General features: G+C 52.0%; 11 protein-coding genes. All 11 read left to right on the top strand.

From position 1 onward, the window contains the following. Nucleotides 1-165 precede the first annotated feature (165 nt). The 11 genes from JUF10_RS08445 (at nt 166) to alaS (ending at nt 16,149) form a co-directional block, all read left to right on the top strand. A complete protein-coding gene (locus JUF10_RS08445) occupies nt 166-960 on the top strand; it encodes a TIGR00282 family metallophosphoesterase (RefSeq protein ID WP_203641756.1) in 795 nt (264 codons plus the stop codon). A gap of 28 nt (nt 961-988) precedes the next feature. After that, nucleotides 989-3,697 (top strand): DNA mismatch repair protein MutS, encoded by a 2,709-nt coding sequence (gene mutS, locus JUF10_RS08440; protein ID WP_203641755.1) that lies wholly within the window; start codon nt 989-991, stop codon nt 3,695-3,697. Nucleotides 3,698-3,717: 20 nt separating this feature from the next. Next, on the top strand, nt 3,718-5,739 hold the full coding sequence (gene mutL, locus JUF10_RS08435; protein WP_203641754.1) for a DNA mismatch repair endonuclease MutL: 2,022 nt from the start codon (nt 3,718-3,720) through the stop codon (nt 5,737-5,739). 459 nt (nt 5,740-6,198) lie between these two features. Further along, on the top strand, nt 6,199-6,804 hold the full coding sequence (gene ruvA, locus JUF10_RS08430; protein ID WP_203641753.1) for a Holliday junction branch migration protein RuvA: 606 nt from the start codon (nt 6,199-6,201) through the stop codon (nt 6,802-6,804). A gap of 19 nt (nt 6,805-6,823) precedes the next feature. Beyond that, on the top strand, nt 6,824-7,846 hold the full coding sequence (gene ruvB, locus JUF10_RS08425) for a Holliday junction branch migration DNA helicase RuvB (protein WP_048732094.1): 1,023 nt from the start codon (nt 6,824-6,826) through the stop codon (nt 7,844-7,846). Nucleotides 7,847-7,976: 130 nt separating this feature from the next. Further along, nucleotides 7,977-8,390: a preprotein translocase subunit YajC gene (yajC, locus tag JUF10_RS08420; protein WP_203641752.1), complete on the top strand. Its 414-nt coding sequence runs from the start codon at nt 7,977-7,979 to the stop codon at nt 8,388-8,390. 296 nt (nt 8,391-8,686) lie between these two features. Then, nucleotides 8,687-9,790: a DNA polymerase IV gene (dinB, locus tag JUF10_RS08415; RefSeq protein WP_203641751.1), complete on the top strand. Its 1,104-nt coding sequence runs from the start codon at nt 8,687-8,689 to the stop codon at nt 9,788-9,790. Nucleotides 9,791-9,982: 192 nt separating this feature from the next. Beyond that, on the top strand, nt 9,983-10,513 hold the full coding sequence (locus tag JUF10_RS08410) for a hypothetical protein (protein ID WP_203641750.1): 531 nt from the start codon (nt 9,983-9,985) through the stop codon (nt 10,511-10,513). A 371-nt stretch (nt 10,514-10,884) separates the two neighbouring features. Further along, the gene (locus JUF10_RS08405) at nt 10,885-11,850 is read left to right on the top strand and encodes a DHH family phosphoesterase (protein ID WP_203641749.1); all 966 of its coding nucleotides are present in this window, start codon (nt 10,885-10,887) and stop codon (nt 11,848-11,850) included. Further along, on the top strand, nt 11,847-13,205 hold the full coding sequence (locus JUF10_RS08400; protein WP_203641748.1) for a DEAD/DEAH box helicase: 1,359 nt from the start codon (nt 11,847-11,849) through the stop codon (nt 13,203-13,205). The genes JUF10_RS08405 and JUF10_RS08400 overlap by 4 nt, the downstream gene beginning before the upstream one ends. A gap of 304 nt (nt 13,206-13,509) precedes the next feature. Then, nucleotides 13,510-16,149, top strand: coding sequence for an alanine--tRNA ligase (gene alaS / locus JUF10_RS08395; protein WP_203641747.1), 2,640 nt, complete (start codon nt 13,510-13,512; stop codon nt 16,147-16,149). Nucleotides 16,150-16,334: the final 185 nt, after the last annotated feature.

Here is a 16,334-nt window from a genome sequence, read left to right as displayed (position 1 = left end):
TATCTGCCGGCCGGTAAGGCGAAATGAGCACTAGGTTGTCTAGTTTGTATACTAAGTATTGTTGGTATTTAGGCGCTTTTAATCTTCAGTTAAAATTATAAATAGTGCACATAGACCTGGTTAAAGACCAGATGGGCCCGGTGGGGTCTAGATAGGGGAACGAAGATGCGAATTTTGTTTGTTGGTGACGTTGTTGGAAATATTGGTGTCGCTATGATTCATGAGTACTTGCCACAGTTAAAGCGGGACCTCAAGCCCCAAGTGACCATCGTTAACGGGGAGAATTCAACCCCCGTTGGTCGTGGAATCAGCCAGAGCATTTACAAGCAGATCCTAAAGGACGGCGCGGACGTTGTCACGATGGGAAACCATACGTGGGATAACGCCGAACTCTATGATTTCATCGGTGGTGCCAACCGCCTCGTGCGACCCGCTAACTTTCCTGGGGACACCCCCGGACAGGGCTGGACGAAAGTAAAAGTGAACCAACAGACCTTGGCCGTCGTCAACATGCAAGGTCGAGTCTTCATGAATCCCATGGACGATCCCTTTGCGAAGATGAAGACCTTACTGCCCGAACTAGACACGGACTTTGTCTTCGTCGACTTCCACGCCGAGACGACCAGTGAAAAGCGGGCCTTTGCCATGCGTTACGATGGCCAACTCTCCGCGGTCGTCGGCACCCACACCCACGTGCAGACCAGTGATGCCCAAGTTTTACAGGGGGGTACGGCCTTTATGACCGAAGCCGGAATGACCGGTCCCGCCGACAGTGTCTTGGGAATGAAGTCAGATAGTGTCATCGAACGGTTTGAAAACCAACGGCCGACCCGCTACACGGTCCAGGAAGTCGGTCCCGGACTGTTATCCGGAGCCGTCATTGATCTCAACGATAAGACGGGGCACGCGACGAGCATCAAGCCAATCTTGATCAGCCCACAACACCCGTATCAAAGCTAAGCTCTAACGGAAGGATGAACCATTTTTCATGACGAAAACGAACACAACGCCCATGATGGTGCAGTACCAAAAGATTAAGGACCAGTACCCCGATGCCTTTTTATTCTACCGTCTCGGCGATTTCTATGAAATGTTTAATGAAGACGCCGTCAAGGGGTCCCAACTCCTGGAATTAACGTTGACGACGCGGAGTCACAGCGCGAAAAATCCCATCCCAATGTGTGGGGTGCCCCACAAGGCTGTACAAAGTTACATTGATATTTTGGTCGACCAAGGCTACAAGGTCGCTATTTGTGAGCAGATGGAAGACCCTAAGCTGGCCAAAGGGATGGTCAAGCGCGAGGTCATTCAACTGGTCACCCCCGGAACCCAGACCGATACCGGCGCTGCGGGGGCCAAACGCAACAACTATTTGACCGCGTTGACGATGGTGGCGCCCGACCAATATGGGTTTGCGTACACCGACCTGTCGACCGGGGAACTCAAAGCCGCTGAAATTAATGGTCGCGAAGCCGTCCTCAATGAGCTCATGAGCCTCCAGACCAAAGAAGTCGTTATCGATGATACCGTTGCCGAAGACTTGCAGACGACGATGAAACAACTGAGCGTCATGATCTCTAAGCAACTGGAGGTTCAGACCAGTTCGGAATTAAGTTACGTGGAGCAAGACTTGACCACGGCTACGTTGAAACAGGTCGTGGGGTTGCTGGTGACCTACGTGACGGTGACACAGAAACGTAGTCTGGCGCATTTACAGCGGGCAGTGGCCTACCAGCCCACGGCGTTCTTGAAGATGGACCATTCATCACAGACCAACTTGGAAATCACGCAGAACCTGCGCACCAAGAAAAAGTCCGGAACCCTATTGTGGCTATTGGATGAAACGAAAACGGCGATGGGGGGACGGCTGCTTAAGCAATGGCTTGACCGGCCGCTGATCAATCGCCAACAGATCGAAGACCGCCAAGCCAAGGTTGGGACCTTACTCGACCACTACTTTGAACGCAACAGCTTACAGGCCGAGCTCGTCAAGGTCTATGACCTGGAACGACTCGCCGGCCGGGTGGCATTTGGGAGCGTCAATGGGCGAGACCTGATTCAACTGCAAACGTCGCTGGAACAGGTGCCCCAGATTCAGCACACGATTGAGGAGCTGGGGGATGCGGTCTTTGATAGTATGCTCAACAACCTCGATCCCGTGAGTGACGTGGCCGATGCGATTCGTGAGGCCATCGTTCCCGAACCACCGCTGTCCGTTGCGGATGGTGGTGTCATTCGGGATGGCTTTAACGCCCAACTGGACGAGTACCGTGATGCCATGCGCAACGGGAAGACCTGGCTGGCGGAAATGGAAGCCCACGAACGTGAAGTCACCGGCATTAATAACTTGAAAATTGGCTACAACCACGTCTTTGGCTACTACATCGAGGTGACGAAGGTCAATCTCGACAAATTACCGGCTGACCGGTACGAGCGGAAGCAGACGCTGGCTAACGCCGAACGTTTCTCAACGCCGGAATTGAAGGAAAAGGAACAGTTGATCTTGGAGGCCGAAGAAAAATCGGTTGCCCTGGAGTATCAGCTGTTTGTCGACCTACGTGAACAGGTCAAAAAGGCCATCACCCGCCTCCAGAAGTTGGCGGCAACGATTGCCAGTCTTGACGTGTTGCAGAGCTTTGCCGTGGTTAGTGAAGACTACCATTTCGTCAAGCCTACTCTGGTCAAGGGCCACCAATTAAAGATCAAACAGGGCCGGCATCCGGTCGTTGAAAAGGTCTTAGGTCGCCAATCCTACGTGCCGAACGACGTCACAATGGATGACCAGACCAATATTCTACTGATCACCGGGCCCAACATGTCCGGGAAGAGTACCTACATGCGGCAACTCGCACTGACGGTCATCATGGCCCAGATGGGGTGTTTCGTACCGGCTGAGACCGCGGAAATGCCGATTTTCGACCAGATCTTCACGCGAATCGGTGCGGCGGATGACTTAATTTCCGGTCAGAGTACCTTCATGGTCGAAATGCAAGAAGCCAACCACGCCCTGAGTCAAGCCACGGCCAACAGTCTGATTTTATTTGATGAAATCGGCCGGGGAACTGCGACTTACGATGGGATGGCGCTGGCTCAAGCCATCATCGAATACGTTCACAATCGCGTGCACGCGAAGACACTGTTTTCCACGCATTATCACGAATTGACGGCGCTGGAGACTTCCCTGAAGCAACTCCGCAACGTCCACGTTGGCGCGGTTGAACGTGACGGTGACCTGGTCTTCTTACACCAAATGCAACCGGGTCCCGCCGACAAGTCATACGGGATTCACGTGGCTAAATTAGCTGGGATGCCCGACAGTCTCTTGCAACGAGCCGACGTGATTTTACGGGGCTTGGAACAGGAAGCTAAGGAAAAACCAGCGGTGGCGGCGGTCACAGCGGCTACTCCTGTTGAGGAGCCAGAAGTGGCGGTTGAACCAGTCGCAGAGCCGGCCACAACTGTCGCCAAGCCAGAATCGGCGGCAGTTGAGCCAACATCGGCAACTGAACAACCGGCAGAAGCAGAAACCCCAACAGTGGCGACAGATCAACAACTGTCCTTATTTACGGACGAGCCAGAGTTGAATCCGGCCCAAGCCAAGGTTTTGGCCCAGCTAAAGGACCTCAACCTAATGGGGATGACGCCGATGGCCATTATGAATCAAGTTTATCAATGGCAACAAAAATTGTTGAAGTAGTGTAGAAAGGAAGGGGCGTTATGGCTAAAATCCATGAACTAGCGTCGGTGTTAGCCGACCAGATTGCGGCGGGTGAAGTGGTTGAACGACCCGCTTCCGTCGTCAAGGAATTGGTCGAAAATGCGGTCGATGCCCACAGCACCCAGATCGACATTACGGTCGAAGAGGCCGGTCTGCAGCGCATTAGTGTGGTCGATGACGGGGATGGCATTGCCGATGAGGATACCGAGATGGCCTTCAAGCGCCATGCCACCAGCAAAATCACCGACCGCCGGGACCTCTTTCGCATTAAGTCACTCGGGTTCCGGGGTGAAGCGTTGCCCAGTATCGCGTCCGTTGCTGATGTCACGCTCACAACGTCCACGGGTGGGGTGGGCACGTTGATTCACAACGTTGGTGGTATCATCAAGGAACATACCGCGGCAGAGGCACGCAAGGGGACGACCGTGACGGTCAACGATCTCTTTGGTAATGTGCCCGCCCGACTGAAGTATTTGAAGTCACCGGCAACGGAGCTGGCGCGAATCACGGACATCGTGAACCGGCTAGCCTTGAGCTATCCCAATATTGCCTTTTCCCTGGTCCACAATGGTCGCGAGTTGACGCGAACGGCCGGCCGGGGGGATTTGCAACAGGTGATTGCCGGTATTTATGGCGTTCAGAATGCCCGGAAAATGGTGGCCATCAACGGCCAGAGTCCGGACTTTCAAGTCAAAGGGTATGTCAGCTTACCTGAACTGACCCGGGCCAGTCGGCAGTATATTTCACTCTTGCTAAATGGGCGTTACATCCACAATTTCCAGCTCAGTAAAGCGTTGGTGGCGGGGTATGGGTCAAAACTCATGGTCGGTCGTTACCCAGTGGCCGTTCTGGATATCACCATGGATCCGCTGCTGGTCGACGTGAACGTTCACCCAACGAAGCAGGAAGTCCGTATCAGTCAGGAACCAGAGCTGACCAAGTTGATTCAGGAGACCGTGTTCAAACGGTTATCCCAGGAAAATTTGATTCCGGATGTCTTTAATGACATGCCGCAAAATAAGCGGGAAGCGTCGACCACGGATCAACTGACAATGGCGTTGAATGATGTGTCCGCCAAATACGACATGTCGACCACGTCAGCACCGTCACCGGCAACGATGGCGCCAACGCCACAGATGGCGGCTCCTGCGCCGGAAGAATCTGCCGCAGCCACGCCGCAACCGGCAGTGGCTGCAGGACCCCAACCGCTACAAACGCCGGAAGAGGTTCCAGTCGACCCAGTCGTCATTCATGACCGCGCGGATTTCAATCAACCGGCTGCGCAAGCGTTTGATGCTAAATACCGGACGGAGCGAGTTGCTGCGCCTTTGGGCGGTTCTGCAGTTAAGCAGGAACCAGTACCGGAAGTCACTACGGCGTCTTTGAATCATCCAATCCCGGCACAACGGTTTCCACAACTACGGTATCTAGGCCAGGTCCACGGGACGTATCTGTTGGCCGAGGCCGATGATGGGCTGTATTTGATCGACCAACACGCTGCTCAGGAACGGGTTAACTACGAGTTCTACCGGCAGGCTATCGGCGAGGTCAGTGACGACGAGCAGAAATTACTGGTACCCATCGTCTTGGATTACCCGACCACGGACATTTTGGAACTCACGAACCATTTGGAAACGCTGGCGACGGTCGGTATCCATTTGGAATCGTTTGGGCCGAATAGCCTCATCGTCCACGAACACCCGACCTGGTTTAAGGCCGGCCAGGAGACCGATACGATCAAAGAAATGATTGATTGGGTTCTGAAGGACGGGAAGATTTCCGTCGCGGCGTTCCGTGAAAAGACGGCCATTATGATGAGCTGTAAACGCGCCATCAAGGCCAACCATCACTTGGACGACCAGCAGGCACGGGCCTTACTGAAGAAGCTGGCAACGGCCGAGAATCCGTTTAACTGTCCTCATGGCCGGCCCGTGCTGGTTCATTTGACGGACCAGGATCTCGAGAAATTGTTCAAACGGATTCAGGATCCACATCACAGTGGGGATGACTGGGGAGAGTAAATTGTTTCCGCACTCCGGTGGCCAGGGATTTTGCCTGCTATGGGGGAACGCCTCCAGCCTGTGAAGCGGGCTTCCAGCTCGCCTTGAAACCACGCAAAAGTCACGTGTCTCCAAGGTCGTCCCACGATGTAACCCGGGAAGGAACCTCGGCTAACATCGTCGACACAGCTGGCGCCATCCCTGGCCGCCTTCGGCTCTGAATGTGTGCTGTCACGACAATTGTTTGGGGCTTGTGTACTCTACGTTGTTGTGGCCTAGATATGATAGTGAATGTTGTAGTTATTTTCACTGTTGCCATAAATCATCGTTCCAGCCCATATCTGGTGGCTGGTAAGGCGAAGGAACCACCATGTTTCCCATAACCAACAGGAACTTTCAACGTTCAGCTGTCAGTTTGACCGCCTAGTGTGGTACAATTTGAAGAGCAAACATATGTTTTCTTAAAGGAGATTAACTGGCATGTACGAATACCTTCACGGGACGGTGGCGGCCGTTTACCCGGACCACGTGGTAATTGACGTGAACGGCGTGGGTTACCTGGTCAACACGGCCAATCCCTACCGTTATGCGGTCAATGACGACCCAATTACCATCTACGTTTACCAAGCGGTCAGTGACTCTGCACAGACGCTGTACGGGTTCGTAGATTACGCAGAAAAACAACTCTTTTTAAAATTGATCAACGTTAACGGAATCGGTCCGAAGAGTGCCTTGGCAATCTTGGCCAATCCGGACCATCAGGGGCTGATGTTGGCCATTAAGACCAATGACGTCAGCTTTTTGACGAAATTTCCTGGCGTGGGGAAGAAGACCGCTGGACAAATCGTCTTGGACTTGCAAGGCAAGCTAGATGATTTGGACCCAGCCGACAACAATGAGCTCTTCACCCCAGAAGTGGCTGGGAGCACCGGCGATAATCCGAAGTTGGATGACGCCATTGCGGCCTTGAACGCGCTCGGGTATAAGGAAACCGCCGTTAAAAAGATTTTGCCACAACTCAAGCAGACGGCGAGTCAGACCACGAATGATTATCTGAGCGCCGGCTTGAAACTGTTAACCAAGTAACGCGAAGGGAGGAATTTTAATGGCCGATGATGACCGTCTCGTCTCACCCGAACCAGAGGATGAGAACGAAGATTCAATTGAAAAGTCGCTCCGGCCGCAGACGTTGGCCCAGTACATTGGCCAAGAGCCCATCAAACACGAACTGCGCGTCTACATTCAAGCGGCTAAACAGCGTGAGGAGTCCTTGGACCATGTGCTGTTGTACGGGCCACCCGGCTTAGGGAAAACGACACTGGCGATGGTGATTGCCAACGAAATGGGTGTGCACATCCGGACGACCAGTGGCCCGGCCATTGAAAAGCCGGGCGACCTGGTCGCGTTACTCAACGAATTACAACCGGGCGACATTCTCTTTATTGATGAAATTCACCGCTTACCGAAAATCGTTGAGGAAATGCTGTACTCGGCGATGGAAGACTTTTACATCGACATCGTGGTCGGGCAGGGGCCAACTGCCCATCCCGTCCATTTCCCATTACCGCCGTTCACCCTGATTGGGGCGACAACGCGGGCGGGTCTGCTGTCATCGCCACTGCGGGATCGGTTTGGCATCGTCGAACACATGGCATACTACCAAACCAATGACCTTCAGGAAATCGTCCTCCGTTCTGCGGACATCTTTGACACGACGATTGCGACTGAGGGGGCGCACGAGATTGCATTGCGGTCTCGCGGGACGCCGCGAATCGCGAACCGGTTGTTGAAACGAATCCGAGATTTTGCGGAAGTTTCGCCGGATCACTCGATGATCGACGTCGAAATTGTCGACCACGCGTTGTCCCTGTTGCGGGTTGATTCGGCCGGGCTGGATTCGACCGACATCAAGCTGCTGGAAACCATGATCGACTATTATGATGGGGGACCAGTTGGCCTGAACACCCTTGCCGCTAACGTGGGTGAGGAGACGGAGACCGTGGCCGCCATGTACGAACCGTATCTGCTGCAACGCGGGTATTTGAAACGGACGGCCCGGGGCCGGGTGGTCACTGCCGCTGGTTACAAGCATCTCGGTCGGACCTTGCCGGAAGATAATCGCGGGTAAGGGGTGCGTCATTTTCAAAATAAAGGACGATAATGCCGAACATCTGAAGAATTTTTAGAAATAATTGGACGGATTCCTTGGATTCTGGTAAAGTTGTCCAATAGATAGGATACGAAGGAGTGTAAGACATATGGGTGGACAATACTCAACTTTAATTATTTTAGTGGTCTTCTTAGGTTTAATGTATTTCTTAATGTTACGGCCACAACAAAAGCAACAAAAGAAGCACCGGGACATGATGAGCGATTTGAAGAAGGGTGACCACGTGGTTACTATCGGTCGCTTACACGGTGTGATCGACGAAATCAACCAAGCCGACAAGACGGTAACGTTGGATTGCGATGGCATCTACTTGGTCTTTGACCTGCGTGCCATTTCTAATGTGACCTCACAAGCCCCAGCCGCTGTTACCGCACCGGTTGCTGCTAGCGAAGCCGCTACTAAGGAAGAACCAGCTGACGACGCCAGTGCTGACAGCGCTGCCGCAGAACCAGCTAGTGAAGCTGCTGCCGATGACGCAGACGATTCCGAAGCAACTAAATAAGCTTATGAGAGAGTGGTTCCCATTACGGGCGACCGCTTTTTTTTCGGCCAAAATTTGGGTGACCTTTTGATTGAGAACAAACGCGTGTTCGATTATAATTTAAATAGTAATGAGAATTGGTGTGAGCTGGCTGCCTCCAGTTTAGATTGTGGTTGTCACAATAAATTTTGAGGCGTACGCATCTGAATGATTTGCGGCACCGCTCCAGCCCATATTTGCCGGCCGGTAAGGCGCAAGAACCACTACAGTTGCCAATGGAACAAGCCATATAATTAACCAATAAGGAGGTGAGCCGGATGGTTCCAGAACAATTTACGCAGCGAAAAATTATTCACGTGGACATGGATGCCTTTTATGCATCCATTGAGGAGCGGGACCATCCGGCGTTTAAACGCCATCCGCTGATCATTGCCCGTGACCCCCGGAAGACTGGGGGCCGGGGCGTCGTGACCACGGCGAACTATGTGGCTCGGCAGGCTGGGGTGCACTCGGCGATGAACGCCAATGAAGCGTTGAAGTTAAGCCCCAACGCCATTTTCCAGGAACCTAATTTTCCCTTATACCGACAGATCTCTGATCAGATTCATGCTATTTTTCATGAATACACGGATAAGATCGAGCCAGTGGCGTTTGATGAAGCCTACTTAGACGTCACGGAGAACAAGCACCACATTCATTCGGCGGTGCAAGTAGCCCACGCCATCCAAGCTGAAATTTATGACAAGACGCACCTCACGTGTTCGACGGGAATCTCTTATAGCAAATTTTTAGCCAAGGAGGCCTCCGATTTTCGCAAGCCAGTGGGGGTCTGCGTGATTTTGCCGGAAGATGCGCATGACTTCTTGATGCGTTTGCCGATTGAACGTTTTCGTGGTGTGGGAAAAAAGACCGTGCCCAAAATGCATGACTTGGGAATTCATAACGGCGCCGACCTTTATCAACGGTCGCAGTTGGAGTTGATTCACGACTTCGGCAAGTTCGGCTATATCCTCTATCAGCGAGTACGCGGCATCGACGACCGGCCCGTCGAGTATCAACGCGAACGCAAGTCGATCGGGAAGGAACGCACGTATGGCCCGCCACTACAGACGGTCGGCGAGGTTGAAAACCAATTGCAGAAGCTGGCAGAAATGGTGGCCGTGACGGTCAAACAGAAGCAACGGCACGGCAAGACACTGGTTTTAAAGCTACGGGATAGCGAGTTCAATACGATTACCAAGCGCGTGACCCAGGCGGACTTCCTGACAAATGACCCGCAAGTCTATTACGATTTGGCCTTGGAGCTCTACCACAGCGTGGCGGCCGACGATGAGCAGGTTCGCTTGTTGGGCATCACGATTACTGGCTTGGCTGCGCAGACGTTTGAAAATGTTCGACTGCCGTTGTTCGGCCAGAACTAGAGTTAAATATGATTAAGGGGGAACGGTGGCAGCTGGTACCGTTCCTTTTTCGAAATAGCCTATTTAGCAGATTAAGTAAATCAATTTAATGATTAACGAATTTTTTAGATTTCGAATAGCCCAAAGTTGGTTGAAAGGTGTATGATAGGACATCTCAAATAAACTTTTTAAACGGTTTAAAGGAGTTCGGTTATGCAAAATCTAGATTTAACCAATTTGGTGTTGGGTGCTTGGCTACTGTTTGTTGTGATTAAACGGCAGTTGGCTCCCAAAGTAGTCCGGTTTAAACTGGAATTTTTCGTGCTGGTGGCGTTGTTGGGAGTCGCTTCGATTGGGGATGCCTTCAACAAACAACATCTACAAATCAGTATTTCACAGGCCATTATCTTTGGCGGCTTAAGCTTGGCTAGTGCGGTTATTTTCGCACTGTTACGGGCTTGGTCCTATCGTTTCTGGGTCGACAATAATGGGCTGGTGATGCGCCAAGGAAATTGGTTAACGCTGGTCTGGTGGGTCGTCGGTATTGCCGGTCACTTGGGGGTTGATCGGTTATGGACCGGGAGCTCGGTCACGTTATTGCTTTATTTAGGGATTACCTTGCTGGTCCAACGAGGCTGTGTTTGGTGGCTAGCTAGTCGGAAGTACCCAACGGAAATGCGTGCCAATGCGGCGCTACAAGCCGAACGTCACCGTGACCGTAGAAGACATCGGCGTCGAGAATAAAATTGAAATGGACTGTCAGAGTCATACGCTACCTTCTAAGATGGAAAGAGCGTGTGGCTTTTAATTTAGTTGGTTTCATCATAGTAGAGTGTAGAGTGCAATCGGGGCCAGCAAACTTACTAATTTTTTCAACGACATGGCCGAAACGTGTAACCAAGGGCAGCCGGTTCCACTTAAACCTGATAAACCAACAATCCAAGCCCGGGATTATTGGTTTATCAGCCTTAATGCTCGCCAGCTAACCGCCCTTAGTTACACTCTTTTTCATATAAGCGCAGACTTTCTTTGAAATTACCCGCCAAAACTTGTATACTGAAACGCGGTATCGACGCGTCTTGGTCGACAAATCGGATAGAAAACGGGTGAACTATATGGCCATTGAAGCTGCCATTTTAGAAGAAATTAAAAAGTATCAAACAATTATTATTCACCGTCACCAACGGCCTGACCCCGACTGTATCGGGGCTCAGCTAGCCTTACGGGACATTTTACAAGCAAGTTTTCCGGACAAGAAGGTCCTAGCCGTCGGGAAACATTACCCGGGCTTTGACTGGATGGGTCAAGCCGACCAAGACGTGGCGGATGAAGTTTATCACGGGGCGTTAGTGATCGTTGTGGACACGGCTAACCAACCACGGGTAGACGATGAACGGTGGTCCACGGGGGCTGCCGTCATCAAAATCGACCACCATCCCAATGACGATGCCTTTGGTGACCTGCAGTGGGTCTTGGATCAAGCATCCAGCACCTCTGAGATCATTTACGATTGGTTCGCTAAGAATGAATCGGAATTGAAGATGCCTGACGATGCCGCGCGGTTACTTTACGCGGGCATTATCGGGGATACCGGGCGTTTTATGTACCCGGCCACCTCTGCGAACACCTTTGCCGTTGCCAGTAAGTTGCTCGGTTATGACTTCTCAATGACGGCTGTTAATCAAGCCGAAGATGAGATTTCACCAGCCATGGCGCGGCTGTCCGCTTACGTTTACCAGAACTTAGAAATTTCACCTAGTGGGGCGGCTTACTTGAAGCTGACCGACGAAATCGTTGAATCATTCGGCCTCGCCGCCAGTGATTCGACCTCTGCCGTGGTGCCATTACCCGGTAAGATCACGTCGGTCGTTGCTTGGGCCATCTTCGTTGAAGCTAAGGACAAGACGTTCCGCATTCGCTTGCGGTCCAAAGGGCCTTCCATCAACGAACTAGCCAAGAACCATGGTGGGGGCGGTCACGCGCTCGCCAGTGGTGCCACTGCCCACGATCAGGCTGAAATTGACCAGGTTATCCACGAACTCGATGAACTCGTGGCTAACGATAAAGGAGAAAATGAATGACCGCAGATTTTAAAGAGTTTAAGTTGCAACCGTACTTAATGACGGCTCTGCACAAGATTGGGTTCACAACACCCACCAAGGTTCAGGAAAAATTGATTCCCGTGATTGCTGCGGGGAAGAATGTTGTCGGCCAATCCCAAACTGGGAGTGGGAAGACGCATACGTTCTTGCTACCCATCTTTAACCAGTTAACGTCAGAAAACCAGGTCCAGGCCGTTATCACCACGCCGAGCCGGGAACTGGCTTACCAGATTCACGCTGCCGCTGAACAGTTGGCCGCGGAATCTCCATTTGAGATCCGGATTGGAAACTATGTTGGGGGAACCGACAAGCAGCGCCAAATTAACAAGCTGCACCATTTCCAACCACAATTGATCATTGGGACACCAGGTCGGGTCTTGGACTTGATCCAATCACAAGCGCTGGACGTGCACACCACCCGGCAGTTCGTGGTCGATGAAGCCGATATGACCTTGGACTTAGGGTTCTTAGATCAGGTCGATAAGATTGCTGGGCGGATGCCTAAGGACCTCCAAATGATGGTCTTCTCCGCAACGATTCCACAACGGCTCGATCCATTCTTGAAAAAGTACATGAACCATCCCGTTATCGAAGAAATCCCGTCCGCAACGATCATTTCGGACACCATTGATAACTGGTTGATTTCAACCAAGGGCCAAAATAAGAACCAGTTGATCTACCAATTGATCACGATGGGCGAACCATACCTGGTCCTGATCTTTGCCAACACCAAGACACGGGTCGAACAGATCCACGACTTCCTGCAGGCACAAGGTATGAAGGTCGCTATGATTCATGGGGGCATCAAGCCGCGTGAACGGAAGCGGGTCATGCGTGAAGTGAAGAACCTACAGTACCAATTTGTCGTGGCGACCGATTTGGCGGCCCGGGGAATCGATATCGAAGGGGTCTCTCACGTCATTAACGATGACATTCCAGAAGATCTCGACTTCTTCGTCCACCGTGTTGGGCGGACGGGTCGTCAAGGGATGCCTGGGACGGCCATCACCCTGTACTCACCAGGTGAAGAAGCCAAGGTTGCTGAGATCGAAGCGATGGGCATCAAATTCCAGCCTAAGCGGATCAGCAACAATGAAATCGTTGACTCCTATGACCGGAACCGACGGACACAACGGCGGAAGAGTACTGAAAAGCTTGATCCAACGCTGATTGGTTTCGTCATGAAGAAGAAGCGGAAAATCAAACCTGGTTACAAGCACCAAATCAAGCAAGAAATTCACCGGAAGAAAGACCAAGAACGGCGGATTGCCCAACGTCAAGATGCCCGTAACGAGCGGAAGCGGCGGAAGCGTGAGTCAGACCGTTACCAATAAACGGCCGAACTTATGAAAAGGGCGCCAGCCTGATTGACAAGCCGGCACCCGCCACCTATAATTTCAAGTGGACAATTAAATATAACTTCGAGGACATACCCTTGAGTCGTGATTTTCAGAAACGTTTTGGTCGCTGTGAAAAACGAGTCAGGATTCAAGTGGTGCTCCCTCAGTTTCATCGCGACTCAGCGTTATGAGTTTAAGAGGTTAACGATTAAAACATCGTTGCAAGTAGAGTGGTACCGCGCTTCGGCGTCTCTGCAGGCAACGGTGTTTTTGACATTTTTTTGGAGGTTATTGAGAGATGAAAGAGCTAACAAGTAGTCAAATTCGTCAAATGTACCTCGACTTTTTTAAGTCGAAGGGCCACACCATCGAACCAAGTGCGTCACTTGTCCCTAAGGACGACCCATCTTTACTGTGGATCAACTCTGGGGTTGCCACGATGAAGAAGTACTTCTCTGGACAAGTTGTGCCTGAGAACCCACGGCTGACCAGCTCACAGAAGAGTATTCGGACCAACGATATTGAAAACGTTGGGAAGACTGCTCGGCACCACACGTTATTTGAAATGCTGGGGAACTTCTCCGTTGGGGATTACTTCAAGAAGGAAGCCATCACCTGGGCGTGGGAACTGCTCACATCGCCAGATTGGTTCGGCTGGGATCCAGAGAAGCTGTACATGACGGTTTACCCTAAGGATACCGATGCCAAGGCCGACTGGGAAGCTGCTGGCGTTGCGCCAGACCACATCATTCCGGTTGAAGATAATTTCTGGGATATTGGTGAGGGTCCTTCTGGTCCTGACTCCGAAATTTTCTACGACCGTGGCGAAGCCTTTAACAACTTAGCCGACGACGATCCTGAAAACTACCCTGGTGGCGAAAACGAACGTTACCTTGAAGTCTGGAACATCGTGTTCTCTCAATTCAACCATGAGCCAGATGGCAGCTACAAGCCACTCCCACGGAAGAACATTGATACGGGGATGGGTCTTGAACGGGTCGTTTCGATTTTCCAAAACGCCCGGACGAACTTTGAAACCGACCTGTTCATGCCAATCATCGAAAAGACCGCTGAATTGAGCGACGGCAAGACTTACGGTGCCAACAAGGAAGACGATGTGTCCTTTAAGGTGATTGCCGACCATGCACGGGCAATTACCTTTGCTATCGGTGACAGCGCTTTGCCTAGCAACGAAGGTCGTGGATACGTTATCCGCCGGCTGATTCGCCGGGCCATCGTCAATGGTCAAAAGCTGGGCATCAAGGGGGCCTTCTTGGACCAATTGGTACCGGTTGTTGGTCAAATCATGCAATCTTACTACCCAGACGTTTTAAAGCAAGCAGACTACATCGCTAAGGTCGTCCGTTCCGAAGAAGACCGCTTTGGCGAAACGCTGGACGGAGGACTAACGCTGCTGAACAGCTTGATTGCCGACTTGAAGAAGCAGGGTGGTACCCAAATTGATGGGGCCGACGCCTTCAAACTTTACGATACGTACGGGTTCCCAGTTGAACTCACCGAAGAATATGCGGATGACGAGGGCATCACGGTCGATGTTGACGGCTTCAAGGCCGAAATGCAGAAGCAAAAGGATCGTGCCCGTAACGCCCGTGGGAAGCAAACGGCGATGGGCCTGCAACATGACCTCTTGATCAACGTCAAGACGCCAAGTAAATACGTGGGCTACACGCAGTTGGCCACGACCAGCAAGCTGACGGAACTCGTTGTCGACGACCAGTTGGCCGATGAAGCCACGACTGGCACCGTTGAAGCGATGTTCGATACCACGCCGTTCTACGCTGAAATGGGTGGTCAAGTCGCTGACAAAGGGGACATCTTGGACGAAGACGGTCACGTGGTTGCCCACGTTGCCGACGTTCAACACGCGCCTAACGGTCAGAACTTACACACCTTAACGGTCGTTGCACCGCTGAAGAAGGGTGCTACCTACCAGTTGAAGGTTGACACGGTCTTCCACAGCAAGGTTGAAAAGAACCATACCGCGACCCACTTGTTGGACAAGGCTTTACGTGAAGTCTTTGGCGAACATACCCAACAAGCTGGCTCGCTGGTCGAGGGCGACTACCTGCGCTTTGACTTTACCCACTTTGGTCAGGTCGATCCCGCTGATTTAGCCAAGGCCGAAGCCATTGTTAACGAGAAGATCTTCGCAGAACTTCCCGTCACGACGGTTGAAACGGATATCGAATCCGCTAAGAAGATGGGCGCGATTGCCTTATTCAGCGAAAAGTACGGCAAGCTGGTTCGGGTTGTTAGTGCTGGCGACTTTGTCACTGAATTCTGTGGGGGGAACCACGTGAAGAACACCAATGAAATTGGTCTCTTCAAGATTACCTCTGAATCCGGTGTGGGTGCCGGTGTTCGGCGGATCGAAGCCGTGACCTCAGGTGCCGCTTATCGCTACCTGCACGACCACGATGATATTCTGCACGCCGTAGCGACCGATTTAAAGGTCACTCAGGTGAGTGAAGTGGCATCAAAGGTATCTGCCTTACAAGCACAGGTAAAGAGCTTAGAACAAAAGCAAGCAGCCTTAGAAGGCAAATTGGCTAGTCAAGAAGCCAGCGCTGTCTTTGACAACGTCACTGAAGCTGGTAACTACAAGCTGATCAACGGGACCGTTCAAGTCTCCAAGATGGACCAACTGCGAGCCTTAGCCGATACTTGGCGGGAACAAGCCTTATCCGATGTGCTGGTCTTAGGTGCCGAAGTCAATGGCAAGGCCAACCTGATTGTTGCCGTTAGCGCTGACAAGCAAAAGCAAGTCAAAGCCGGCGACCTGATCAAAGCCATCTCACCAAAGATCAACGGTGGTGGCGGTGGGCGGCCCAACCTGGCCCAAGCCGGTGGGAAGAACCCAGCGGGCTTACCAGACGCCATGGCTGCCGCAGTCGACTGGTTGAAGGAACAAGACTAAGCTGTTTGTCTGAGCTGGCCGCACTGCGGCTGCCAGTCGCCTTACCGGCCACCAGATATGGACTGGAACGGTGCGAACGCAACTTGAAGCCTCGAAAATTCCGAGTCTTCAAGCTTGGTTTTCTGCTAAGCTGGCAAAGAACGCCAACTAAGCAGAACGACGCGCCTGAGCCCATATCTGGCGGC

It is taken from the genome of Levilactobacillus andaensis, assembly GCF_016861695.1.
Classification (GTDB): Bacteria; Bacillota; Bacilli; order Lactobacillales; family Lactobacillaceae; genus Levilactobacillus; species Levilactobacillus andaensis.
The sequence above is the reverse complement of the archived record's forward strand: the minus strand, read 5'-3'. Positions and strand labels throughout refer to the sequence as shown.

What these genes read in the sequence shown, in the direction of transcription:
- ruvA (WP_203641753.1), top strand. Translation starts at nt 6,199, where the DNA reads ATGTACGAATACCTTCACGGGACGGTGGCGGCCGTTTACCCGGACCAC.
- ruvB (WP_048732094.1), top strand. Translation starts at nt 6,824, where the DNA reads ATGGCCGATGATGACCGTCTCGTCTCACCCGAACCAGAGGATGAGAAC.
- JUF10_RS08410 (WP_203641750.1), top strand. Translation starts at nt 9,983, where the DNA reads ATGCAAAATCTAGATTTAACCAATTTGGTGTTGGGTGCTTGGCTACTG.
- JUF10_RS08445 (WP_203641756.1), top strand. Translation starts at nt 166, where the DNA reads ATGCGAATTTTGTTTGTTGGTGACGTTGTTGGAAATATTGGTGTCGCT.
- yajC (WP_203641752.1), top strand. Translation starts at nt 7,977, where the DNA reads ATGGGTGGACAATACTCAACTTTAATTATTTTAGTGGTCTTCTTAGGT.
- alaS (WP_203641747.1), top strand. Translation starts at nt 13,510, where the DNA reads ATGAAAGAGCTAACAAGTAGTCAAATTCGTCAAATGTACCTCGACTTT.
- mutS (WP_203641755.1), top strand. Translation starts at nt 989, where the DNA reads ATGACGAAAACGAACACAACGCCCATGATGGTGCAGTACCAAAAGATT.
- JUF10_RS08405 (WP_203641749.1), top strand. Translation starts at nt 10,885, where the DNA reads ATGGCCATTGAAGCTGCCATTTTAGAAGAAATTAAAAAGTATCAAACA.
- dinB (WP_203641751.1), top strand. Translation starts at nt 8,687, where the DNA reads ATGGTTCCAGAACAATTTACGCAGCGAAAAATTATTCACGTGGACATG.
- JUF10_RS08400 (WP_203641748.1), top strand. Translation starts at nt 11,847, where the DNA reads ATGACCGCAGATTTTAAAGAGTTTAAGTTGCAACCGTACTTAATGACG.
- mutL (WP_203641754.1), top strand. Translation starts at nt 3,718, where the DNA reads ATGGCTAAAATCCATGAACTAGCGTCGGTGTTAGCCGACCAGATTGCG.